We start from the raw sequence: 23,336 nt of genomic DNA, 5'->3' as shown, positions 1-23,336 counted from the left end.
CGAACTTGCAGGGTGGGCCTTTTGCCCACCCTACGGCTCGACGATGCGCTCGTCTGGCTGACGAAACAACAGGCACGCATCGCCATACGAATAGAAGCGATAGCCGCTGCGGATCGCATGCGCATAGGCCGCGTGCATCGTCTCCAAGCCGGCGAAGGCTGAGACCAGCATGAACAGCGTCGAGCGCGGCAGATGGAAGTTGGTCATCAGGATATCGACCGCGCGGAAGCGATAGCCGGGCGTAATGAAGATCGACGTCTCCGCCTCGAACGGCGCGATCGTGCCGTCGGGCTGCGCCGCGCTCTCCACGAGCCGCAGCGACGTCGTGCCGACCGCGACGATGCGGCCGCCCTTGGCGCGCGCCTCGTTCAATGCGGCCGCCGTGTCCGGCGTGAGACTGCCCCACTCCGCATGCATGCGGTGGCCTTCGGTGTCATCGACCTTCACGGGCAGGAACGTGCCGGCGCCGACATGCAGGGTGACACGCTGCAGCCCGACGCCACGCTCGCGCAGCCGCTGCTCAAGCGTCGGCGTGAAATGCAGCCCAGCCGTCGGCGCAGCCACCGCGCCCTCTTTGGCCGCGAACATTGTCTGATAATCTGTCGCGTCCTGCTCGTCTGCGGGCCGCTTGCCGGCGATGTAGGGCGGCAGCGGCGGCCGGCCGAGATCGGCGATCGCTTGGTCGAGCGCGGGCCCATGGAACACAAAGGACAGCGTCAGCTCGCCCTCCTCGCCCTTGGCCTCGACGGTGGCGTCGAGATGCCCGAGCAGGCAGACCTTGCCCTCGTTGCCGAACCGGATCGTATCGCCTGGCGCGAGCTTCTTGGCGGGCCGCACCAGAGCCTGCCAGCGCGAGCCGTCGAGCCGCTTGATCAGGGTCGCCTCGATCTTCGCCTCGGTCTCGCGGCTGATGCGCCGACCGGACAGCTGCGCCGCGATCACCTTGGTGTCGTTGACGACGAGCTGATCACCGGGCTCCAGCCAGTCCGGCAGGTCGGCGACCGTGCGGTCGCGTAGGACACCGTCGCCTTGCACCACCAGCATGCGCGCGGACTCGCGCGGGCTCGCCGGGCGGAGCGCGATGTTTTCGGGGGGAAGACGGAAATCGAACAGGTCGGTGCGCATCGTCGTTCTGGGACGACCATCGGCCCTTCATCCCGGGACGCGTGCGACAGCACGCGTCGCGAAGGATGAAGGCCCGACTGTCTGCCTCATGGTGCGAGACGCGTGCTGCGCACGCGCCTCACCGTGAGGATCGCAAAGTCTAAGCCGCGTCGGCGGCCATGTAGGCCTTCACGATCTTGTCCGGGTTCTGCACCGGCTCGCCGCGCTTGATCTTGTCGACGTTCTCCATGCCCTCGGTGACCTTGCCCCAGACCGTGTACTGCTTGTCCAGGAAGCGGGCGTCGTCGAAGCAGATGAAGAACTGGCTGTCGCCAGAATCAGGATTGGCCGCACGCGCCATCGAGGCGGTGCCACGAACATGCGGCTCGGCGTTGAACTCGGCCTTCAGCTTCTTGCCGGAGCCGCCGGTGCCAGTGCCCTGCGGGCAGCCGGTCTGCGCCATGAAGCCGTCGATGACGCGGTGGAAGACGATGCCGTCGTAGAAGCCCTCGCGGACGAGCTCCTTGATGCGCGCGACATGGCCGGGCGCGAGATCGGGACGCATCTCGATCGTGACGGGGCCCTGAGTGGTCTCGAGGATCAAGGTATTTTCGGTCACAGCCATTCTGGTCTCTCGGTTTTTGTAGAATTGACGGGGGTCAGGACAAAGCAAATCCTGGGTCTGAAATGTCGCGGCGCCTTCCCATGTGCGGCCGTCACCCCTCCTGACGGCAATCCGAGCACGACGAGGCCCGCGATGCTGGCCCAGAATAGACCCAATGCGCTTAAAGCTGAAGCCACCGGCCCTGTCGATGTGACAGGGCGGCAGAATCGGCATGCCTCCGTGACGTGGCAAAAGGTTCCTTAAGGCCCGGGGGAACCCGGGCGCGAGACCCGGGCATGCCCCTGCTCTGCCTGCCTACTTGATGTCCGAGGCGACCTGAACCTTCACCATCTTGTCCGGATCGGTGACGGCACCGCCCGACGAGCCCGCAGGCGCCTTCTTGAGCTTGTCGACGACGTCCATGCCCTGCACGACCTCGCCGATCACGGTGTATTGGCCGTTGAGGAAGGACGCATCGCCGAAGCAGATGAAGAACTGCGAGTTGGCAGAATCGACGCTGTCGCCCCGGCGCGCCATGCCGACGGTGCCGCGCTTGAACGGCGTGCTCGAAAACTCCTGCTTCAGGTTCGGGTACTTCGAGCCGCCGGTGCCATTGAAGTTCTGGCCGTCGCCGGTCTGCGCCATGAAGCCGTCCATGACGCGGTGGAACGGCACGTTGTTGTAGAAGCCTTCGCGCGCCAGCGTCTTCAGTCGCTCGGCATGCTGTGGCGCCAGATCGGTGCGCAGCTTGATGATGATGCGGCCCTTGGTGGTGTCGATGACCAGGGCATTCTGCTTGTCGAGGCCGGCAGGCAGCGACTGGGCCAGCGCCGGCAATGCGAACACGAGAGCAAAGACGAAAGCGAGAGCGCGGATCATGGCAACTCCGATGACATGAGACGATGAGGCGAGGAAGGCACCGCCGGAAGCGGCCGGTGCCCGAAGGATCACTTGAACTTGGCCTTGAGACTTTCGGCCACCGACGGCGGCACGAAATGCGAGATCTCGCCGCCCATGGCGGCGATCTGGCGAACCAGCGTGGCCGCGATCGGACGGACACCCACCGAGGCTGGAACGAACACCGTCTGGACCTGCGGTGCCATGGTCTGGTTCATGCCGGCCAACTGCATCTCGTAGTCGAAATCGGTACCGTCGCGCAGGCCCCGGATCATCATGATCGCACCGGCCTTTTGCGCGGCGGTGACGGTCAGATTGTCGTAGGTCGAAGCCTCGAAGCCGCAGCCCGCCGCGGCTGCGACGGGACCGAAGATCTCGTGCGCCATCGCCAGCCGCTCCTCGGTCGAGAACAGCGGCTTCTTGCCGTGATGCACGCCGACCGCGACGATCAGGCGATCGCAGAGATGAACGGCCTGCCGGACCACATCGAGATGGCCGTTGGTGACGGGATCGAACGAGCCCGGATAGAGCGCAATGCGTTGCATGCGCCCGTCCTATACCGCCCGGAACAGGCCGGCAAGCCGCCGTCAGGCCCGCTGGCGTGGCTGTGATGAGCAAAGAGCGGCCGAGAGACCGCACCGCAATGAAATGGGGTGCGACACCGGGGAGCCGGAACTGTGGTCGGCTACCGCGATTGTTTCATCGGAACTCGGGACACGAAACACGCTCGCGCCGAGACGAAACCAATTCGCCCGTTCCGCGAAGACGTCTCGAAACCCGAACTGATTATCAAATCCTTAACGAACAACGGGCCGAACGGCCCAGACAGGGGACCGTCATGATCAAAGCGCTATCTGCAGTCGCAGCGGCCGGCTTGGTGGCTGCCGGCATCACCCTCCTGCCCGGCTTCGCTCCTCAGGTCGAAGCCAGCGTGCCGCGTCCGCTCGCCAAGGCGGACCGCCTGGACATTCGACCGATCGGCCGCGACTGCTCACAGCAGGCCTGGCCGAACTTCGAAGCGGGCTGCCTGCGCAGCGCCGGAACCCGGGGGACCATTCGTGAGGCGCGGATCATCGGAGTCGACCGGACGCAGTGAGGAGAGAGCGAATAGCGAATAGCGAATAGCGAATAGCGAATAGCGAATAGCGAATAGCCCGAAACCTGATTCGTCCCTATTCGCTACTCCCTATTCGCCATTCGCCGGCTCGCTCGCCCCGTTGCCGTTCTCGGCCTCCTCGCCGATATGCTCCACCGACACGACATGCTCATCATCGGCGGTGTCGAACACGATGACGCCCTGGGTCGAGCGTCCCGCGATGCGGATGCCGTCGACGGGGCAACGGATCAACTGCCCCTTGTCCGTCACCAGCATGATCTGATCGCCATCCTCGACCGGGAATGAGGCGACGAGCTTGCCGTTGCGGTTGTTGACGGACATCGCGACGATGCCTTTGCCGCCGCGGCCGGTGGTGCGGTACTCGTAGGACGAGGTGCGCTTGCCGTAGCCGTTGACCGAGACGGTCAGCACCACCTGCTCCTGCGCCGACATCTCGACATAGCGTTCCTGCGACAGCTGGATCGCGCCAGCGGCCGCCTCCTCGCCCTCGGTCTCGACCGGCTCCTCGGTGGCAGCATCGCCCGACATCGCCCGGCGCATCTTCAAGTACGCCGTACGCTCGTCCGAGGTCGTTTCGACATGGCGCAGGATCGACAGCGAAATCACCTTGTCGCCGCCGGCGAGCGCGATGCCGCGCACGCCCATCGAGGTCCGCCCGGTGAAGACGCGCACGTCGGTGACGGGGAATCGGATGCACTGCCCGCCCGACGCCGTGAGCAGCACGTCGTCACGCTCGGTGCAGATCTGCACGTTGACGATCTCCTCGCCCTCGTCGAGCTTCATCGCGATGATGCCGGAGCGGCGCACGTCGACGAAATCCGACAGCTTGTTGCGGCGGACGTTGCCGCCGGTGGTGGCGAACATCACGTCGAGATTGGCCCAGGAGGATTCATCCTCCGGCAGCGGCATGATCGTGGTGATGCGTTCGCCCTGCTCCAGCGGCAGGATGTTGATCAGCGCCTTGCCGCGCCCGTTGGGCGCCGCGATCGGCAGTCGCCAGACCTTCTCCTTGTAGACCTGGCCGCGCGACGAGAAGAACAGCACCGGCGTGTGCGTGGAGGCCACGAACAGCCGGCTGACGAAATCCTCCTCGCGGGTCTGCATGCCCGAACGGCCCTTGCCGCCGCGGCGCTGCGCCCGATAGGCCGACAGCGGCACGCGCTTGGTGTAGCCGGCATGCGACACGGTCACGACCATGTCCTCGCGCTGGATCAGGTCCTCGTCCTCGACCTCGCCTTCCTGCTCGGCGATCACGGTACGGCGCGGCGTGCCGAACTCCGCCTTGATCGCGGCGAGCTCGTCCTTGATGATCCCCTGCACCCGCGCCCGCGAGCGCAGGATGTCGAGATAGTCGTTGATCTCGACCTTGAGCTTGTCGAGCTCGTCGGAAATCTCTTCACGGCCGAGCGCGGTCAGGCGCTGCAGACGCAGGTCGAGAATCGCCTTGGCCTGCTCGAACGACAGCCGGATGGTACCGTCCTCGGCGAGGCGATGACGCGGATCGTCGATCAACGTGATGATGGCCTCGACGTCGCGCGCCGGCCAGTCGCGCGACATCAACGCCTCGCGCGCGGTCGCAGGATCGGGCGAGGTCCTGATGACCCGGATGACCTCGTCGATATTGGCCACGGCCACGGCGAGGCCGACCAGGATGTGGGCGCGGTCGCGCGCCTTGTTGAGCAGGAACTTGGTCCTGCGCGTGACGACACGCTCGCGGAACGCGACGAAGATCGTCAGCAGGTCCTTCAACGTCATCGTCTGCGGGCGGCCGCCGTCGAGCGCCAGCATGTTGGCGGCGAAGCTCGTCTGCAGCGGCGTGAACTTGTAGAGCTGGTTGAGCACGACGTCCGGCACGGCGTCGCGCTTCAGCTCGACGACGACGCGGTAGCCGTCGCGGTCGCTCTCGTCGCGCAGGTCGGCAACGCCTTCGACCTTCTTCTCGCGCACCAATTCGGCGATGCGCTCGACCATCGTGGCCTTGTTCACCTGGTAGGGAATCTCGGAGATGATGATCGCCTCGCGATCCTTGCGGATCGTGTCGATCGTCACCTTGCCGCGCATCATGATCGAGCCGCGGCCCAGATGATAGGCCGAGCGGACGCCGGCGCGTCCAAGAATGATGCCGCCGGTCGGGAAATCCGGCCCCGGAATGATGTTGATGAGCTCGTCGATCGTGAGCGCGGGATTGTCGATCAGCGCGATGCAGGCATCGATCACCTCGCCGAGATTGTGCGGCGGGATGTTGGTGGCCATGCCGACCGCGATGCCGCCGGCGCCATTGACCAGCAGGTTCGGATATTTGGCCGGAAGAACCGACGGTTCCTTGTCCGAATTGTCGTAGTTCGGCTGGAAGTCGACGGTGTCCTTGTCGATGTCGTCGAGCAGCGGGATCGCCGACTTGGCGAGCTTCGCTTCGGTGTATCGGTAGGCGGCCGGCGGATCGCCGTCGACGGAGCCGAAATTGCCCTGGCCGTCGATCAGCGGCACGCGCATCGAGAAGTCCTGCGCCATGCGCACCATGGCGTCGTAGATCGACTGGTCGCCATGCGGATGGTATTTACCGATGACGTCACCGACCACGCGCGCGGACTTGACGTATTTCTTGTCGGGCGTGTGCCCCTGCTCGTACATCGAATAGAGGATGCGCCGATGCACCGGCTTCAGGCCGTCGCGCGCATCGGGCAGCGCTCGCGACACGATCACGCTCATCGCGTAATCGAGGTAGGAGCGCTTCATCTCATCGAGGATGGAGACGGGACGAATGTCGGAAGGTCCGCCCGGCTCGCCGGGCTTCTCATCTTCTTTATCGGACAAAGGGGATACCGGTCGGTTTTGACACGCGAAAATCGCTTGGAATCATATAGCGCAGGAGCGTGCCGCAGGCCACCCCCAAGGCGATCCGAAGAGCGCTTTTTCTGCTCGCCTTTCCAGTCACTTAACCGGTTGCCGCGGCCGCCCATGGCAGGCTCCGGGAACCGTCTTCGGCTACGGCCCGAAGACGACCTTGTGCATGATGCGTCCCGGCAGCAGCGTGAACAGTCCGGCGATCACCAGGGCGCCGGAAAACAGCATGATCATGGCCCGGCGATGGGCCGCCACCCGGTGCCGGTGCGCAGCCCACACCGCCAGCGGCAGCACGGCCAGCGTGTAGATCGACAGCAGGTGGATCGGGCTCCATAGACCGACCAACCGGATGGTGTGAATCCAGAACGAACTGGCTGCAACGGCAACCATGAGCGCGACCCAGATCCAGCCGACCGTTCGATGCGGCACGGTCCCCTTCGGGGCGGCGAACTGAACGAGCCCGAGCGCGAACGCCGTCATCGCGGCGACGGCGTGCAGCTGGACGGCGGGCTCGGCGTCGAGCAGCGGCGCGAAGCTCATGGCAGCCCCCAGAGCTAGATCGCAGCCCGCAGCTCGTGCAGACGTTCCTTGATTGCGTCGACATCCACGCTGCCAGCACGCATCTTGGCTTCGGCTTGGCCTTTCACCAGCCCGCACAGTTCGACGAGCATGGCGTCATGGGCGCATACCGCGTCCATCTTGGTGTAGACGAGATCGTACTCGACGGGCTCCCAGGTCCCAAGATCGGCAAGGTTGTGCTGCATCTGAACCTCGAGGTGATCGAGCGCCGCGGCGAACTTGGCCTCCGCCGTGAGCTTCGCCTCAAATTCATGGAACAGGTCGAATATCTCCTGCCCGCCTCCCCCGGGCAAGCGCGACCGGATGACTTCGATCGCCTCGCGCTCCTTGGCGACCTTGGCATCCTTTCGGCTGCCGGTCTCGAAGAAGGGGACGTCTCCGACCAGCGCCTCGACGAGGTCGTGGACGATGATCATCTTCAGCACGCGATCGATCTTGACCGGTCTTTCGAGATGACGGTGCACGAGCAACGCGAGCAGAGACATGCTCCAGCTATGCTCGGCCACGCTCTCGCGGCGCCCGTCAGACAGCCAACTGTGGCGCAACTCGCGCTTCAGGCCCTCGGCGAGCCGATAGAAGTCGAGGGTCCTTGCCACAGCCTCCATCATCGCACCAACCTCGCACGATCGCTTGCAGCACCCCGGCCGGCCCCCTCGGATGACCGCCGGCCTGCCGTCCAGACACGGGCAAGCCGGCTCGCATCAGCAGCGTCCGCGCGCGCGCCTCAGAACGGAATGTCGTCGTCCATGTCGCTGTTGCGTCCGCCACCGCCCGCCGAAGCAACCGCGCGGCGCGGCGGCGCCATCGACGGACCGCTGCTGCCGAAATCACCGCCACCCATGTCATCGGAGAAGCTGCCGCCACCGCCGCCCCGGCCATCGAGCATCGTCAGGGTGGAGTTGAAGCCCTGCAGCACGACCTCGGTCGAGTACTTCTCGACACCGCTCTGATCGGTCCATTTGCGGGTCTGCAGCGCGCCCTCGATGTAAACCTTGGCGCCCTTCTTCAAATACTGCTCGGCGACCTTGCAAAGACCCTCGTTGAAGATCACCACGCGGTGCCACTCGGTCTTTTCCTTGCGCTCGCCGGTCGCCTTGTCGCGCCACGTTTCCGACGTCGCAATGCTCAGATTGGCGATCGGCCGCCCATCCTGCGTGCGCCGGATCTCGGGGTCCTTGCCGAGGTTGCCGACCAGAATCACCTTGTTCACACTACCCGCCATCACCACTCTCCCGCGGTTCTCGATCATCGGACCGGCCGTCCACACCGGCCTCACGGCGTCCGGTGGCTAACCCTTCCTCTCGCGGCGGACCCTATACGGTTGCCGCGCGGTCCACCCGCCCTGTCCATTGCTTATCCACATATAGCAGGCGGAAGGCCACTGTTCCAGTTTTGTTCGCGCCCATATGTCTACAACCGTGCGTCGAGTTCCACGGAACTCGATGGAACCGCAAGTTCTCGCAATGGAACCCGGAAAAAGTTCCCTTATTCACGAAAAAGGGATTAACTTTCATTAAGTTAGCCAGCCTCACTTCCTCCTCGGCTGTGGCTTTTGGGAGACGGTATCCAGGGTTGAATCGCGTATATTTGAGGATGGATTGGGGCCGCAAGCGTGGTCGCACCAACTTCACAGACGAGCGTCTCCGGGGACCATTTTGGAGACGCCCAACGCGGGAGACTTGGGATGAAACGAATTTTTCTCGGAGCTGTCAGCTTGATGGTTTTGGGGGCGCTGACGCCGGCGGGAGCCGCCGATCTCGCCGCCCGCCCGTACACGAAGGCCCCGGTGATGGCGCCGGCGCCGCTTCCGACCTGGGCCGGCTTCTACCTCGGCCTGCAGGGCGGAGGCGGCTGGGGCCGCAGCAACGAGACCTTCTTCGGGGCGCCGAATACGGCGATCTTTGCCGGCACCCAGAACTATGACACCAGCGGCGGCTTCGTCGGCGGTGTGGTCGGCTACAACTGGCAGGTCGACAACATCGTGTTCGGTCTCGAGGGCGACTATCACTGGGCCGACATCAACGGCCGGTCGGGCGTCGTCAACGCCGGTCTCGGCGATACCTACTTCACCAGGCTGCGCGGCTTCGGCGACATCAAGGGCCGCCTCGGCTGGGCTGCGGGTCCGGCGCTGTTCTTTGTCAGCGGCGGCGCTGCCGTCGGCGATCTCCAACACCGCTACGACGCAGCGCTCAATGGTGGCGCGGCGAATAGCTTCGCTCAGAACAACTGGCGCTGGGGTTGGACGATCGGCGCCGGCGCCGAGTACATGTTCGCGCCGAACTGGTCGGCCAAGGTCGAATACAACTATCTCGACTTCGGCAAGAGCTCGATTCAGTACAGCGCGGTTCCGGCCAATCGCTCCGAGTGGAGCGACACCGTGCACACCGTCAAGGCGGGCGTCTCCTATCACTTCGGCGGCCCGATCGTGTCGCGCTACTGATTGCACGCAAAAAGCGAATATGTCGAAAGGCCGGCCTCGCGCCGGCCTTTTTTGTGTGCCAGAACCGGCACTTGCCGAGCCGTTGTGTCCTTTGGGTGACGGCTTTTTACGGCGGAAGGAGCTATCAACGTCCGGCGGGTGGGCGTTGGTGAGAGCGTGCGTGCGGGCGTCGGACGTGGTTTGGGGAATGCGATGAGAAGGCTGTTGCTGGGGGCGACAACTTCGCTGGCGCTGGGGATTGCGCCGGCCATCGCTGCCGATCTGCCCGCGCGCACCTTCACCAAAGCGCCTGCGATGATCACGACGATCTATGATTGGAGTGGCTTCTATATCGGCCTGAATGCCGGTGGCGCAGCGGCCCGCACCTGCTGGACCAACAAGGTCAGCTTTGCCGGCGTGGCCGCAACCAACGCGGAAGGCTGCCATGATGCGACCGGCGCGCTGGCGGGCGGCCAGATCGGCTATCGCTGGCAGGCTGGCGGCTGGGTGTTCGGCATCGAAGGTCAAGGCAACTGGGCCAACCTCAAGGGCAGCAACACCAGCCAGTTCGCCCCGGCCGTGACCAACCAGACCAAGATCAACGGCATCGGCGTGTTCACCGGCCAGATCGGCTATTCCTGGAACAACGTGCTCTGGTACGTGAAGGGTGGCGCCGCGGTCGCGGGTGAGAAGTACAACGGCCTCTCCACGGCCACGGGCGTGGTGCTCGACGTGTCCAGCGCCACGCGCTGGGGGGCTGCGGTCGGGACTGGTGTCGAGGTCGGCTTCGCCAAGAACTGGTCGGTCGCAGCCGAATACGAGCACCTGTTCATGGGCAACCGCACCCTCGGCTTCTCGGGTGTTCCCCTTGGAGCCGCGGGCCGGACCGATGCGGTCGGCCAGGACGTCGACATGGCGACGGTCCGCGTGAACTATCGCTGGGGCGGTCCCGTCGTTTCCAAGCACTGACCCTCGAGGGCTGACACTCGGGATCTCACGCGGCGGCGCTTGCCCGGCCTGTCGTCACTCACGCTGTGACACAGCTCCCCCGTCGGCACTGGCAGTCGCCGTCTTTACCCGCGCTTAAGCACGATCGGTACATCCCGCCACGCGGCTCGTCCCGGTCACGAGTTTGGAAAGCAGTCTCCCTTACAACCAGCCACAGGCCACCTTCGCGTGGGCCCGGATCGGAGGGATCCGGAGCGTGGTGTATTGGGACTGGGGAGAGACGAATGCAGAAGACGACCTTGATCTTGACCGCAAGCGCCGCGGCGCTGGGACTGGCGCCGGCCTCGGCGGCCGACTTCGCGACGCGCCCTTACAGCAAGGCGCCGCCGCCGGCCTATGTCACGCCGCTGCCGAGCTGGGCCGGGTTCTACCTCGGCGTCAATGGCGGCGCCGACTGGAGCCACAATTGCTGGACGCTCAACCGCGTCGGCGGCGTGGCGGTCGTGCCGACCCAGTCCGAAGGCTGCCACAACGCCTCGAGCGGCCTCATCGGCGGCCAGGTCGGCTATCGCTGGCAGGCGGCGAGCTGGGTGTTCGGCGTCGAGGCCCAGGGCAACTGGACCGACCTGAAGTCGTCCAATGCGAGCACGGCTGCGCTGGCCGCGGGCATCACCAACACCACCACGACCGATGCGATCGGCCTGTTCACCGGCCAGGTCGGCTACGCCTGGGGCAACGTGCTCTGGTACGTGAAGGGCGGCGCCGCCGTCACCCACAACAAATACACCGGCACGGCGAATGCGGCCGCGCCCTTCCCGGTCGGCACGCTGCTGGATTCCGCCAGTGAGACCCGCTGGGGCGGCACCGTCGGTACCGGCGTCGAGTTCGGCTTCGCGCCGAACTGGTCGGTCGCCGTCGAGTACGACCACCTGTTCATGGGCTCGCGCGACATCAGCTTCCCGGCCACCGCAACCGTGCTGTCGCGCGTCGATACCATCAAGCAGGACATCGACATGGCGACCGTCCGCGTGAACTATCGATTCGGGGCGCCGATGGGCACGCGCTACTGAAAAAAGCCGCCGCTCGCACGCATTCGGAAAGGCCGGCCGTCGCGCCGGCCTTTTTCGTGTCAACAGCCCGGCAGCGTCGCGGCGTTTTTGTGCTAAATATATGATATATAACGCTTTTTAATTTCTGTGGCGGGCGCGTTACAGCCTCTCCGGGATGCCCTGTGTATGACTTGCCCATCGCTTGTCATTCCAACCTCCCGGGGGAGAATTTGATGAAGAAGTTGCTTGTGATCACGACGGCGCTCGTCGGCATCGCATCCGCCACATCCGCGTCGGCGGCCGACATGGCGGCCCGCCCGTACACCAAGGCGCCGCCGATGGTCGCGCAGATCCTGAGCTGGTCGGGCCTCTACGCCGGCATCCAGGGCGGCGGCGGCTGGGGCACCAGCAAGGAGACCTTCCTCGGCCGCTTCAATGCGCCGGGCTTCCTGGGCACCCAGAACTACAACACCAATGGCGGCTTCGTCGGCGGCGTGGTCGGCTACAACTGGCAGGTCGACAACGTCGTGTTCGGCCTCGAAGGCGACTATCACTGGGCCGACATCAACGGCCGCTCCGCCGTGGTCAATGCCGGCGTCGGCGACACTTTCTTCACCAAGCTGACCAGCTTCGGCGACATCAAGGGCCGCCTCGGCTATGCCGCCGGTCCCGCCCTGTTCTTCGTCAGTGGCGGCGCCGCGGTGGGCCAGTTGCAGCATCGCTATGACGGCGTGCCCGGCAACGTCTTCAGCCAGAACACCACCCGCTGGGGCTATACGGTCGGCGCCGGCGCCGAATACATGTTCGCGCCGAACTGGTCGGCCAAGCTCGAGTACAACTATCTCGACTTCGGCAAGAGCACGATCCAGTACAGCGCTGCGGCGCTCAACCGCTCCGAGTGGAAGGACACCGTTCACACGGTCAAGGCCGGCCTCAGCTACCACTTCGGCGGCCCGGTCATCGCAAAGTACTGATGCCTGCAAACCGACAGGTTCCGAGAAGGGCCGGCGAAAGCCGGCCTTTTTTGTTGCCCTGATGCCACCTTGCCGGCTCGCCACACCCGGAACCAAGTAATTGAGTGACATAGGCTTTCTGGAACTTGGCCGTAAAAACGCGGTTTGGGCGCGAGTGTGTCTTCAGGGTGACGGTAATCCGTACGGAACCGGGCTATAGGAACCTCGTCAACTTGAACGGGTGAGTCTGTTTCGTGCGTAAGCTTATCGGTGCGATGCGGACTTCGAGGAATAAAAATAAACTGGAGACTGGAATGAAGAAGATCCTGCTCGCGACCGTGGCCTTGGCCGCCCTGGCCGCTCCCGCTGCCGCCGCTGATCTTGCCGCGCGCCCGACCTACACCAAGGCCCCGGTTGCTGCGCCGGTGCTGACCTGGACCGGCTTCTACATCGGTGCCATGGGCGGCTACGCCAACGAGAACGCTGACTTCGCGGCTATGAAGGGCGGCTTCGCCGGCGGCACCGTCGGCTACAACTGGCAGCAGGGTGCTGTCGTGTTCGGCCTCGAGGCCGACGCCGCTTGGGCCGACATCAACGCAAACGTCGGCGCGCTCGGTGTCAACGCCGAGTCCAAGATCCGCGACTGGGGCACTGTCCGCGGCCGCATCGGCTACGCCTTCGGCCCGACCCTGCTGTACGCGACCGGTGGTTACGCCTGGGCCGACAACCGCATCTCGCTGACGGCCCCCGGCTTCGCCGCTGCCGACAGCAAGATCCACTCCGGCTGGACCGTCGGCGCTGGCGTCGAGTACATGTTCGCCCCGAACTGGTCGCTGAAGGGCGAGTACCTCTACAAGAGCTTCGGTGGCGAGAACTACACCTTCACCGGCCTTGGCACGCTCACGACCGGCACCCTCAACGTGCATTCCGGTCAGGTCGGCATCAACTACCACTTCTAAGTTTTTGCCTCCGGGCCAACGCACACAGCCTCCGCTCTGCCAGAGCGGAGGCTTTTTCTTTGTGGGATCGTGCACAAACCAGGACGGAACCGGCAGCCTCCTGCCAGTCGCTGCCATTCCCTGAGCGCATTGTTGATGATTCGCTGACGGCACTGGAAATCCAGCTCCGTTCTTCCTACGTTCCGACCATACCTTTTCCCCCTGGCGTCCGATGGCCGGCTTCCGGCGAAACGCGCCTGCAACGATGGCGCGACTCTGCGCCGTGGGACGATCGTCATGGATGAAGTGCTCAAGGCCAAGCAGCGCGCGCAAGCCAACCAGTCGAGCCTGCGGGCCATCACCATCCGCGGCGCCCGCGAGCACAATCTGAAAAACATCGACGTCGAGATCCCGCGCGACAGGCTCGTCGTGTTCACCGGGCTGTCCGGCTCCGGCAAGTCCTCGCTCGCTTTCGATACGATCTACGCCGAGGGTCAGCGCCGCTACGTCGAATCGCTGTCGGCCTATGCCCGCCAGTTCCTGGAGATGATGCAGAAGCCGGACGTCGACCAGATCGACGGCCTGTCGCCGGCGATCTCGATCGAGCAGAAGACGACCTCGAAGAACCCGCGCTCGACAGTCGGCACCGTCACCGAGATCTACGACTACATGCGCCTGCTGTGGGCGCGCGTCGGCGTGCCCTACTCCCCGGCGACCGGCCTGCCGATCGAAAGCCAGACCGTCTCGCAGATGGTCGACCGCGTGCTGGCGATGCCCGAGGGCACCCGCCTCTATCTGCTGGCGCCGGTCGTGCGCGGCCGCAAGGGCGAGTACAAGAAGGAGCTCGCCGAATATCTCAAGAAGGGCTTTCAGCGCGTCAAGATCGACGGCACCTTCCATGAGCTCGCCGAGGCGCCGACGCTCGACAAGAAGTTCCCGCACGATATCGACGTCGTCGTCGACCGCATCGTCGTGCGCCCCGACATCGGCCAGCGTCTCGCAGAAAGCTTCGAGACTGCGCTGAAGCTCGCCGAAGGCCTGGCCGTCATCGAGTTCGCAGACGCTCCCGCCTCGGCCGCGCCGGCGGAGGAGAAGGAAAAAAAGAAAACCGCAAAGATCCACGACAAGAGCGGGCCCGAGCGCATCCTGTTCTCGGAGAAGTTCGCCTGCCCGGTCTCCGGCTTCACGATCCCCGAGATCGAGCCGCGGCTGTTCTCGTTCAACAACCCCTACGGCGCCTGCCCGGAATGCGGCGGCCTGGGGGTCGAGCAGCACGTCGATGCCGACCTCGTCATTCCCGACAAGGACGTCACCCTGCGCAAGGGCGCGATCGCGCCCTGGGCCAAGTCGTCGTCGCCCTATTACCTGCAGACCCTGACCGCGCTCGGCAAGTTCTACAAGTTCACGCTGGACACCAAGTGGAAGGATCTGCCGAAGAAGACGCAGAACGCGCTGCTGCACGGCTCCGGCGACGACGAGATCAAGTTCACCTATGAGGACGGCGTCCGCGCCTACGACACCAAGAAGCCGTTCGAGGGCGTCATCACCAACATCGAGCGCCGCTTCCGCGAGACCGAGAGCGAATGGGCGCGCGAGGAGCTCGGCAAATACTTCAACGACGTGCCCTGCGCCGGCTGCAAGGGTTTTCGGCTGAAGCCCGAGGCGCTGTGCGTCAAGGTCGGCGGCAAGCACATCGGCGAGATCAGCGACCTCTCCGTCAAGGCGGCCGGCGAGTGGTTCGCCGAGGTGCCGAAGCAGCTCAATGCGCAGCAGACCGAGATCGCCACCCGCATCCTGAAGGAGATCCGCGACCGCCTCACCTTCCTGCTCGACGTCGGCCTGAACTACCTGACCCTGGCGCGCTCCTCCGGCACGCTGTCCGGCGGCGAGAGCCAGCGCATCCGCCTGGCGTCGCAGATCGGCTCGGGGCTGACGGGCGTGCTCTACGTGCTCGACGAGCCGTCGATCGGCCTGCACCAGCGCGACAATGCCCGCCTGCTCGACACGCTGAAGCGGCTGCGCGACCTCGGCAACACCGTCATCGTCGTCGAACATGACGAGGACGCGATTCGGCTCGCCGACTATGTGCTCGACATCGGTCCCGGCGCCGGCACCCATGGCGGCCACATCGTCGCCGAGGGTACGCCGACCGAGATCATGCGCAATCCGGCGTCGCTGACCGGCAAATATCTCACCGGCGAGCTCGAGGTCGAGGTGCCGGAGCGGCGGCCGCCGAACCATCGCCGCACCATCAAGGTCGTCAATGCCCGCGGCAACAATCTGAAGAACGTCTCGGCCGAGATCCCGCTCGGCCTGTTCACCGCGATCACAGGCGTGTCCGGCGGCGGCAAGTCGACGCTTCTCATCGACACGCTCTACAAGTCGATCGCACGCAAGCTCAACGGCGCCAACGAGGCCGCCGCGCCGCACGACCGCATCGAGGGGCTGGAGCATATCGACAAGATCATCGACATCGACCAGTCGCCGATCGGCCGCACGCCGCGCTCCAACCCCGCGACCTATACCGGCGCGTTCACGCCGATCCGCGAATGGTTCGCCGGCCTTCCCGAATCCAAGGCGCGCGGCTACGAGCCCGGCCGCTTCTCCTTCAACGTCAAGGGCGGCCGCTGCGAGGCGTGCCAGGGCGACGGCGTCATCAAGATCGAGATGCACTTTTTGCCCGACGTCTACGTCACCTGCGACGTCTGCAAGGGCAAGCGCTACAACCGCGAGACGCTCGACGTCCTGTTCAAGGGCAAGTCGATCGCCGACGTGCTCGACATGACCGTCGAGGAGGCCGCGGAGTTCTTCAAGGCGGTGCCGCGGGTGCGCGACACCTTCGAGACCCTGCGCCGCGTCGGCCTCGACTACATCCACGTCGGCCAGCAGGCCACCACGCTGTCCGGTGGTGAGGCCCAGCGCGTCAAGCTCGCCAAGGAGCTGTCCAAGCGCGCCACCGGCCGCACGCTCTACATCCTGGACGAGCCGACGACGGGCCTGCACTTCCACGACGTCAAGAAGCTGCTGGAGGTGCTGCACGAGTTGGTCGCGCAGGGCAACACGGTGGTCGTGATCGAGCACAATCTCGAGGTCATCAAGACCGCCGACTGGGTCATCGACCTCGGCCCCGAAGGCGGCGACGGCGGCGGCGAGATCGTCGCCTGGGGCCCGCCGGAAGATATCGTCAAGGCGCCGCGCAGCTACACCGGGCAGTTCCTCAAGCCGGTGCTGGAGAAGTCGGCCAAGCCGAAGAAGCGCGGCCGCGGCGCGGCGAGCGAGGCTGCGGAGTAGTTGCCCTCAATTCCCTTGTATCGATCGTCATTGCGAGCGAAGCGAAGCAATCCAGGGCCGCGTACGCGACTCTGGATTGCTTCGTCGCTGCGCTCCTCGCAATGACGCATGTGGTCGATACCGGTTCATCACAGCAAAGCCCGCCGCGCCCTGCAGAGCGGCGGGCTCGATGTTTCTGCAACGAACTCAGATTACCACTGACGGTAATACCCGCTCCGCGTGCCGTTGTTGTTGCCGCGCGGGCCGACGTCGCCCTGGGTCGAGCTCGGGGTCGGGTGGTTGGTGCCGTTGTAGCCGGCGCCCCAGCCCGGGCCGTCATACGGGCCCGGCGCGACGGCGACGTAGCCTTCCTCATAGACCGGCCCTGGCGCCCAGGCGAAGGAGTCGCGGTAGGCATAGGTGCTGGTGACCTGGCCGCCATAGCCGTAGCCGCCCGGCCCGTATTCGCCGGCCGAGGCGCCGATCGTGCCGGCGACCAGCGTGACGGCGGTGAGCGCTGCCAATCCAAACGTGCGTGTCATGAACTTGCTCCGTTGTTCCCAATTCATCGAGGAACAAACCATCGTCATGCCCCGGCAGTTCCGCCACCCGCCACAACATGTGTGCGACACAACGTGGCGCTCACGTTGCCGCGATCAGATGATCCGGAATGCTGGTCGCATCACCTCGCAAGCGACTGGGCGCCCTCTCGGACGACAAACCCGCCGCTCTTGTCGGAGCGGCGGGCTTGATCGACTCACTTCAGCGCGAGATGGCAACTACCACTGCCGGTAGGCGCCGGTCAGCGTGCCGTTGTTGTTGCCGGACGGACCGACGTCGCCCTGGGTCGAGCCAGGGGTCGGATGGTTGGTGCCGTTGTAGCCGTGGCCCCAGGCCACTGGGCCAGCCACCGGACCCGGCGCGTAGGCCGGCGCCGGCGCGGCGCCATACACCGGCTCGGAATCGGAGGTCTGCGCCGGCGGCACCCAGGCCATCGAGTCGCCGAAACGGGCATAGCCCTGCGCGGACGCCGCGGCGGTGCCGATCACCAGCGTGGCTCCGGCCAGCGCGGCCATCTTGATCGTGCGTTGCATGTCTCTCTCCTTGCTTCTGTGCGGGTCAACCACCGCACGGCGCAAGGCGTTCCTGCAGCGCACACTCACAAAAAACGTGATGAAAGGTTGATTGGCCGACGCACCGAGCCCCCCTTGCAGGACTGAGCGAACCCAGCCCTGCAAGAGCTGCCCTGCGGCGCTCAGGCCGCGACGGCGACCGCCCGTGGCCGCGCCACGCCGGTCTTGGTGACTCCCGGCAGCAGCGGCGCCTTCGTGCCGGTCGCATGCGGGAAATACTGCAGCTGCATGGAATGCATGTAGCCGGCTTCCGCGGTCCAGGAGTCGTTCGCCTCGACGATCGGCGTAATCGTGAACAGATCCGGATTGCTCGGCGCAATCGACGTATAGGTCGGGATCGCTGCGCTGAGCCACTCGAGCGGTTTGTAGATCGAGTAGTAGTTGGTGTCCTTCAGGACCGGCGCCGGCGGCGGATAGGTACCGAGAATTCCGTTCAGGTTGGCCCAGGCCATCGGCACGATGTCGTTGCTGTTGACCGCCGCGTAATAGGTGTAGCTCTTTGCGAAGGTCGTCGCGAAGCCCGCGTTCCACATCGTCGGAGCCGCGAAGGTGTGCGGCCACAGCGTGAACGTCAGCGACGAGTTCAGCTTCGGCAACTGGTCCTGCAGCCACGCCGTCGCCACCACGGCGAGCGCGCCGCCGAGACTGTGCCCGGTCACCATCAGTTGCAGGTTCTGCTTGGACGCAAGGCCGCGCAGATAGTCCAGCAGCGACAGGTCCGTCGTGGGATCGGTGAGCGCGATGACCAGCGCCAGCGCGTCGTTGATTCCGGCGCTGATCTGCAGCGGCGCTCCGGCCTGCTGCGGATAGAGCCACGGCACCTGGAAGACAGCATCGGCATCGGCGAGCACGTTCTCGAACGCGCCGGCGACCGAGCCATCGACATCGGTGCCGCGGAACGCCACCGCGTAGCTGCCGTCGCTGCCTTGCGCGACATAGGCGAGCACGCCGTTGTTGACCGCCGGGCCCCAGCATAGCGACCACGGACCGTTCGCCGCACCCGACGGGACGGACTTCAGCATCGCCACGAAATCGCTCGGCTGAACCACATCGAGCGCGTCGTCGATATAGGCGAAGTAGGACAGATACGCTGCAGCAACCTTGTTGAGGGCCATGTGAAATCTCTCTGGCTTGAATGATGAAAACAATTTCGATCAAATCGGGCAGGCAGACCATGATCCGCCGGCCCACCGGGATGATAGACCGCGTTATCTCCAGGTGCACATCACAACATGTTCAACCCCTGATCATCGAACGTCACCGTGGAGCTGCGACACGCAATGATCGCATCTCATTGCGCGCCGCCCCTCCCATTGCTATGGCGCAGGGCTGTCGCAGGACGACACGCCTCGACGATCATCAACTCCTCGCCACGCTCACCTCGCGCGATGCCCTACTCTCTCGTCATCTTTGATCTCGACGGCACGCTCGCCGACAGCTTCCCGTGGTTTCGCACCCACGTGAACGTCGTCGCGCAGCGCTTCGGCTTTCGTCAGGTGAAGGACGAGGACATCGACGGGCTCCGCCATGCCTTGACCCGTGAGATCCTCGATTTCCTTCAGGTGCCGCGCTGGAAGCTGCCCTTCATCGCGCGCCACGTGCGCCAACTGAAGACGGCGCATGCAGCGAGCATCCCGCTGTTCGCAGGCGTCGACATCATGCTCGACACCCTTGCCGCGAACGGCACCATGCTCGCATTGGTCTCGTCGGACAGCGAGGCCAACGCGCGGCAGAAGCTCGGATCGCGCGCCGGGCTGTTCGCCGATTTCGATTGCTCGGCCTCGGTGTTCGGCAAGGCACGGAAGTTTCGCCGGGTGCTGAAGCGGCTGCGCGTCGACCCGGCAGAGGCCATCGCGATCGGCGACGAGACCCGCGACATCGAGGCGGCGCGTGCCGCCGGCATCGCCTTCGGCGCGGTGACATGGGGCTATGCCGCGGAGCAGGCGCTGCGCGACCACCAGCCGGAGATGCTGTTCACCCGGATGGACGAGATCGTGGAGCGGTTGGTGGTGCCCGCCAGACGAGATTCGTAGCCTGCATCAGCGCCGCCGGCGACATGCAGGGATAGTGACGAGCCTCGATAACCTCACCGCGTCATTGCGAGCGCAGCGAAGCAGTCCAGAGTCTTCGCGCGGCCTCGATTGCTTCGCTGCGCCGCTGCGCTCGCAGTGACGGAGGCTGCAGATGCAACTCCATTTCCGCCACCGGCGGACCTGCTCACCGCCGCAGGAACGCGCCGAATGCGCGCGGACCGTCGCCGACCTTGATCTCTCCGGTGACCTTCAGCGCGGCCACGTCGATGACGCTCAGAATGTTGCTCTCCCAATTGGCGACGATGACGCGCTGGCCGTCGGCGGTCGCCTCGATGCCCTCCGGATAGTCGCCGACGCTAATGCGCTTGAGCGGCTGCAGGCTCGCCAGGTCGAACACGCTGACCGTGCCGTCATACTGGTCGGTGGCGAAGCCCCTGCCCTGCGCCAGCGCCACCGCATAGGGCCGCAAACCGGTCTTGACCCGGCCGATCTCGCGGCGCTCGGCGAGGTCGATCACCGAGACGTCGTTGGAGGCGACATTTGCCGTGTAGGCGCGCTTGCCCTCGGCGTCGATGGTGACACCGAACGGCCGCGTGCCGACCTTGATGGTCGCAAGGCGCTGGCGCGTCGCCGTGTCGATCACCGAGACCATGTCGTCATCGCGGTCGGCGGAGAGCAGCAGCTTGCCGTCTTGTGTCACCGCAAGCCCCGACGGCGAGGCGCCGACCGCGATGCTGCCGGTCACGGTCCGGGTCTTCGCATCGATCACGCGGATTGCGGCGTTGTACCAGTCTGCGACGTAGACCGTCGAACCGTCCGGCGTCACGGCAATGCCGAGCGGCCCGCCACCGACCTCGACCCGTCCAACCACCTTTCGCGCGACAGCGTCGACGACGCTCACGCTCTTGTCGTCCGGGCTCGCCACATAGGCGAAGCGTCCGTCGGCAGCCACCGCGACGCCGGCCGGCTTGCCGCCGATCGGGATCGTCGCCACCGGCTTCGAGGTCGCGAGGTCGACGATCGTCAGATCGTCGCTGAGCTGGTTGGTGACGAAGGCCTCCTCGGCATGGGCACTGGCGCAGCAGACGAGCAAGGCTGCGAGCAGAAACGCTCGAATAGGATCTGGGAGACGATGAGTGGTGCAGCGCCTTGCCTTGTACCCACCTCGCCCCGCTCTTGTCCGCCGTAGCTCGCAGAGCGAAGGCGGATGCGGGGCCGCGACGAGCTTCGCTCGCGCTGAGAGGTCGGATTGCATCGCCAGATGCAATCCGGGTGAGGGGGCACAGGTCCCACCACCCACACCACCCGTTCGGCAGCCCCTTACCCCAACCCTTTCCCCGTAAGAACGGAGAGAGGGAGCGCAGCGCTGACTTGGCGACATGGTCGTATCCAATCAGCTCCCGCTTTCCACCTTCTTCTTCAGTCCTTCGAGCCCGCCCTTGTACAGGCCGGTCACCGCATTGACCGCGGCCTCGTCGTTCAGCTCCGGTGGCGGATCGTTGTTGGGGAAGCCGCGGTAGAACGCGCCGGTCCATTCGACCACGCTACCCTTGCCGTCCGCGCTCGGCGTCACCGCGATGGTCGACGAGTAGTTCGTCACCGGCAGCACCTTCACGTCGACGGCGGTGATGCGGTACGAATAGCTCATCTTCTCGGCGTCGTATTTGTAGAGCTCCTCGTCGACGGTAGCGCCGCCCTTCAGGGTCAGCTTGCGCGTGGCGCCAATCTCGTTGCCCTTGTCGCCCGCGGTCTTGTCGACCACGCCGAGCCAGCTCATGTCCTGGAAGTTGCCGATCACGGCCCACACCTTGGCGGGCGCGGCGTTGATCTCGACGTGCTCCTGCACCTTGCGCCGGGTCGGACCATGCGCATCCGCTGTGGTCAGGGCCGTCGTTGCGATCGCGAGCGCCGCCGTCACGGCCAGCGCCTTGCCGAACACCATCCTCATGTCGTTTCCTCAGTCACTCTCATTGGCCGGCGCATCCGGCGCACGGCGGCGCATCTTTGCACCGCTCCCGATTGTTGCAACAAAAAAGACCGTGTCGTGGCCGATCAATTCGCGCCGCAGCAGCGCTTGTATTTCTGGCCGGAACCGCAGGGACAGGGGTCGTTGCGGCCGACCTTGCCGAACGACGCGAAGGGATTGGGCTGCCGGGCGAAGCTGGTGGACGCGGGCAGCGGAGCCCCGCTCTGCCGGTATTGATGCAGCGTCAGCACCGCCTCGCGGATATTCTGGGGCGCGTTGCGACTGAGATTTCGATATTCGACGGGATCCGGGTTCTCGTCGAGAGTTGCACCGATCATCATCATCAGACCGACCGCAGCCATGGCGACTTCGCCGCCCACCCGCTCATACGCATCGAACCTGTCACGACGCAGGTTCGTGGCCGCCGCGAAGCCGTCGATCCACAGCTCCCAGACGACCTCGCCGTTGAAGCCGTCGATCGGAAAGCGCGGCTGGTACTGCTCCGGATGATGCGCGAGCGTCAGCGCGATCTCCCGGTGATAGTCCATGACCAGCCCGAGCACCTCGTTGGCATGGTCGATGCCGGTGAACACGGAGCGACGGCCCTTGCCGAGCCCGAAGGCCGCCGCGAACCATTCGCCCGGCGGAATCGGCTCAGGGAGCACGAGCAGGCCGGCGATGAAGCCGTCGAGCTCCTCCAGCACCATGGCGCGATCATCCAGGGCCAGGAGCGCCTGTTCGAGCTTGTCGTGGCGACCGATCTGCTCCGGCATGCAGCCCCTCTTCCTTCGCTCCTGTCACGTTCCGAGTCGCCCGACGGGCACGGCGCGCACATGGCCGAGCCACGACGCGGCCGTTTTGACACCAAAACGGCCATGCGCGCAAAACCTAAATTTGCGCACGGGATCAGCGGCATCACCCTTGTCCAGTCCTGCCGTGAAAAATATTCCTGTTTCGCCATTTCGGAATTTCTGTTTTCCTGCATGCGTCCTGTCCTCACGAGAGGGGCGCTTCGCGGTCGTCACGGGCGTGGAGGGCGGGATGCGATGGACGTCACGGGCCCGGCGCTTTTGCGCAGACGACGGGTTTTGTGGCGGACGGCGAAATCGTGTGGTCCTGACCTCCCGACGCTGAGGTCAAGTGGGTGTCGATGCCTTCAAGGCGTCGCGCCGATGACGGTGGCCAGAAGGCCCGGCGCACCGAGGAGAGCGCGTATAAGCCGGTAGAAACCGTCGCGCAGGGAAGGCCGGTTGTTCGGCCAATCCTGTGGTTCCTGCCGCCTGCATTTTTTTTCGCAGGCGGGCCATGGGTGCGGCCTGCACCCGGCCTTCCCTGCGCCCTCTCACTGAGGAGGGCGGAATGAACGTCAAAGCTCGGGTGCACCTGGCACGGCGAGAACGCGAAGTCATGTCTCTCCGTCATCGCGAGGAGCAAAGCGACGAAGCGATCCAGAGTCCTCGTGGGATCCTGGATTGCTTCGCT

Annotated in this window: 22 protein-coding genes; 8 read left to right on the top strand and 14 right to left on the bottom strand. The window is 65.1% G+C overall.

The window, feature by feature from the left end; translation table 11 throughout:
- Window positions 1–30: 30 nt before the first annotated feature.
- From queA to coaD, 4 genes are all read right to left on the bottom strand, one after another.
- Window positions 31–1,125 (bottom strand): tRNA preQ1(34) S-adenosylmethionine ribosyltransferase-isomerase QueA, encoded by a 1,095-nt coding sequence (gene queA, locus ACQR1E_RS00905; RefSeq protein ID WP_315751039.1) that lies wholly within the window; start codon window positions 1,123–1,125, stop codon window positions 31–33.
- Window positions 1,126–1,264: 139 nt separating this feature from the next.
- A complete protein-coding gene (locus tag ACQR1E_RS00900) occupies window positions 1,265–1,729 on the bottom strand; it encodes a peptidylprolyl isomerase (protein ID WP_315799860.1) in 465 nt (154 codons plus the stop codon).
- A gap of 294 nt (window positions 1,730–2,023) precedes the next feature.
- Window positions 2,024–2,587 (bottom strand): peptidylprolyl isomerase, encoded by a 564-nt coding sequence (locus tag ACQR1E_RS00895; RefSeq protein ID WP_316165350.1) that lies wholly within the window; start codon window positions 2,585–2,587, stop codon window positions 2,024–2,026.
- 68 nt (window positions 2,588–2,655) lie between these two features.
- Entirely contained in the window at window positions 2,656–3,150 is a 495-nt protein-coding gene (gene coaD, locus ACQR1E_RS00890) for a pantetheine-phosphate adenylyltransferase (RefSeq protein WP_315827550.1), read from the bottom strand.
- A gap of 293 nt (window positions 3,151–3,443) precedes the next feature.
- Between coaD and ACQR1E_RS00885 the strand changes: the two genes are divergently transcribed.
- The gene (locus tag ACQR1E_RS00885) at window positions 3,444–3,701 is read left to right on the top strand and encodes a hypothetical protein (RefSeq protein ID WP_316165348.1); all 258 of its coding nucleotides are present in this window, start codon (window positions 3,444–3,446) and stop codon (window positions 3,699–3,701) included.
- 90 nt (window positions 3,702–3,791) lie between these two features.
- Here ACQR1E_RS00885 and gyrA read toward each other — a convergent pair whose 3' ends face one another.
- From gyrA to ACQR1E_RS00865, 4 genes are all read right to left on the bottom strand, one after another.
- Window positions 3,792–6,536, bottom strand: coding sequence for a DNA gyrase subunit A (gyrA, locus tag ACQR1E_RS00880; protein ID WP_315711767.1), 2,745 nt, complete (start codon window positions 6,534–6,536; stop codon window positions 3,792–3,794).
- Between the two features lie 171 nt (window positions 6,537–6,707).
- Complete coding sequence (locus tag ACQR1E_RS00875) at window positions 6,708–7,106, bottom strand: DUF2306 domain-containing protein (RefSeq protein ID WP_434896544.1); 399 nt, start codon at window positions 7,104–7,106, stop codon at window positions 6,708–6,710.
- 14 nt (window positions 7,107–7,120) lie between these two features.
- Complete coding sequence (locus ACQR1E_RS00870) at window positions 7,121–7,753, bottom strand: HD domain-containing protein (protein WP_316175358.1); 633 nt, start codon at window positions 7,751–7,753, stop codon at window positions 7,121–7,123.
- 116 nt (window positions 7,754–7,869) lie between these two features.
- Window positions 7,870–8,367 (bottom strand): single-stranded DNA-binding protein, encoded by a 498-nt coding sequence (locus ACQR1E_RS00865; RefSeq protein WP_315711764.1) that lies wholly within the window; start codon window positions 8,365–8,367, stop codon window positions 7,870–7,872.
- 462 nt (window positions 8,368–8,829) lie between these two features.
- Between ACQR1E_RS00865 and ACQR1E_RS00860 the strand changes: the two genes are divergently transcribed.
- The 6 genes from ACQR1E_RS00860 to uvrA all read left to right on the top strand — a co-directional run bounded on the left by ACQR1E_RS00860 (window position 8,830) and on the right by uvrA (window position 16,743).
- The gene (locus tag ACQR1E_RS00860) at window positions 8,830–9,585 is read left to right on the top strand and encodes an outer membrane protein (protein WP_315827545.1); all 756 of its coding nucleotides are present in this window, start codon (window positions 8,830–8,832) and stop codon (window positions 9,583–9,585) included.
- A gap of 192 nt (window positions 9,586–9,777) precedes the next feature.
- Window positions 9,778–10,533, top strand: coding sequence for an outer membrane protein (locus ACQR1E_RS00855; RefSeq protein ID WP_315827544.1), 756 nt, complete (start codon window positions 9,778–9,780; stop codon window positions 10,531–10,533).
- 263 nt (window positions 10,534–10,796) lie between these two features.
- A complete protein-coding gene (locus ACQR1E_RS00850) occupies window positions 10,797–11,582 on the top strand; it encodes an outer membrane protein (RefSeq protein WP_434896543.1) in 786 nt (261 codons plus the stop codon).
- 212 nt (window positions 11,583–11,794) lie between these two features.
- Window positions 11,795–12,535 carry an outer membrane protein gene (locus ACQR1E_RS00845; protein ID WP_315827542.1) on the top strand — a complete coding sequence of 247 codons (741 nt, stop codon included), beginning with the start codon at window positions 11,795–11,797 and terminating at the stop codon, window positions 12,533–12,535.
- A 293-nt stretch (window positions 12,536–12,828) separates the two neighbouring features.
- Window positions 12,829–13,473 carry an outer membrane protein gene (locus ACQR1E_RS00840; RefSeq protein WP_434843078.1) on the top strand — a complete coding sequence of 215 codons (645 nt, stop codon included), beginning with the start codon at window positions 12,829–12,831 and terminating at the stop codon, window positions 13,471–13,473.
- 276 nt (window positions 13,474–13,749) lie between these two features.
- Window positions 13,750–16,743 carry an excinuclease ABC subunit UvrA gene (gene uvrA / locus ACQR1E_RS00835; RefSeq protein ID WP_434843079.1) on the top strand — a complete coding sequence of 998 codons (2,994 nt, stop codon included), beginning with the start codon at window positions 13,750–13,752 and terminating at the stop codon, window positions 16,741–16,743.
- Window positions 16,744–16,934: 191 nt separating this feature from the next.
- Here uvrA and ACQR1E_RS00830 read toward each other — a convergent pair whose 3' ends face one another.
- The 3 genes from ACQR1E_RS00830 to ACQR1E_RS00820 all read right to left on the bottom strand — a co-directional run bounded on the left by ACQR1E_RS00830 (window position 16,935) and on the right by ACQR1E_RS00820 (window position 18,970).
- Window positions 16,935–17,264 carry a hypothetical protein gene (locus tag ACQR1E_RS00830; RefSeq protein ID WP_315751036.1) on the bottom strand — a complete coding sequence of 110 codons (330 nt, stop codon included), beginning with the start codon at window positions 17,262–17,264 and terminating at the stop codon, window positions 16,935–16,937.
- A gap of 237 nt (window positions 17,265–17,501) precedes the next feature.
- Window positions 17,502–17,816: a hypothetical protein gene (locus ACQR1E_RS00825; protein WP_315751035.1), complete on the bottom strand. Its 315-nt coding sequence runs from the start codon at window positions 17,814–17,816 to the stop codon at window positions 17,502–17,504.
- Between the two features lie 161 nt (window positions 17,817–17,977).
- Window positions 17,978–18,970: a lipase family protein gene (locus tag ACQR1E_RS00820; protein ID WP_434843080.1), complete on the bottom strand. Its 993-nt coding sequence runs from the start codon at window positions 18,968–18,970 to the stop codon at window positions 17,978–17,980.
- A 273-nt stretch (window positions 18,971–19,243) separates the two neighbouring features.
- On the opposite strand from ACQR1E_RS00820, the gene ACQR1E_RS00815 reads away from it, so the two are divergent.
- On the top strand, window positions 19,244–19,888 hold the full coding sequence (locus ACQR1E_RS00815; RefSeq protein ID WP_434843081.1) for an HAD hydrolase-like protein: 645 nt from the start codon (window positions 19,244–19,246) through the stop codon (window positions 19,886–19,888).
- A 184-nt stretch (window positions 19,889–20,072) separates the two neighbouring features.
- On the opposite strand, the gene ACQR1E_RS00810 is transcribed toward ACQR1E_RS00815, so the two are convergent.
- From ACQR1E_RS00810 to ACQR1E_RS00800, 3 genes are all read right to left on the bottom strand, one after another.
- Window positions 20,073–21,005 carry a cytochrome D1 domain-containing protein gene (locus tag ACQR1E_RS00810; RefSeq protein WP_315712611.1) on the bottom strand — a complete coding sequence of 311 codons (933 nt, stop codon included), beginning with the start codon at window positions 21,003–21,005 and terminating at the stop codon, window positions 20,073–20,075.
- Between the two features lie 276 nt (window positions 21,006–21,281).
- Entirely contained in the window at window positions 21,282–21,836 is a 555-nt protein-coding gene (locus ACQR1E_RS00805; RefSeq protein ID WP_315711749.1) for an SRPBCC family protein, read from the bottom strand.
- Between the two features lie 104 nt (window positions 21,837–21,940).
- Complete coding sequence (locus tag ACQR1E_RS00800) at window positions 21,941–22,627, bottom strand: UPF0149 family protein (RefSeq protein ID WP_434843082.1); 687 nt, start codon at window positions 22,625–22,627, stop codon at window positions 21,941–21,943.
- Window positions 22,628–23,336 lie beyond the last annotated feature (709 nt).

Origin of the sequence: Bradyrhizobium sp. HKCCYLRH1030, assembly GCF_051168395.1 — a bacterium.
Lineage (GTDB): Bacteria > Pseudomonadota > Alphaproteobacteria > Rhizobiales > Xanthobacteraceae > Bradyrhizobium.
Note: the sequence above shows the minus strand (reverse complement) of the source record. Positions and strands in the feature narration are given on the sequence as shown.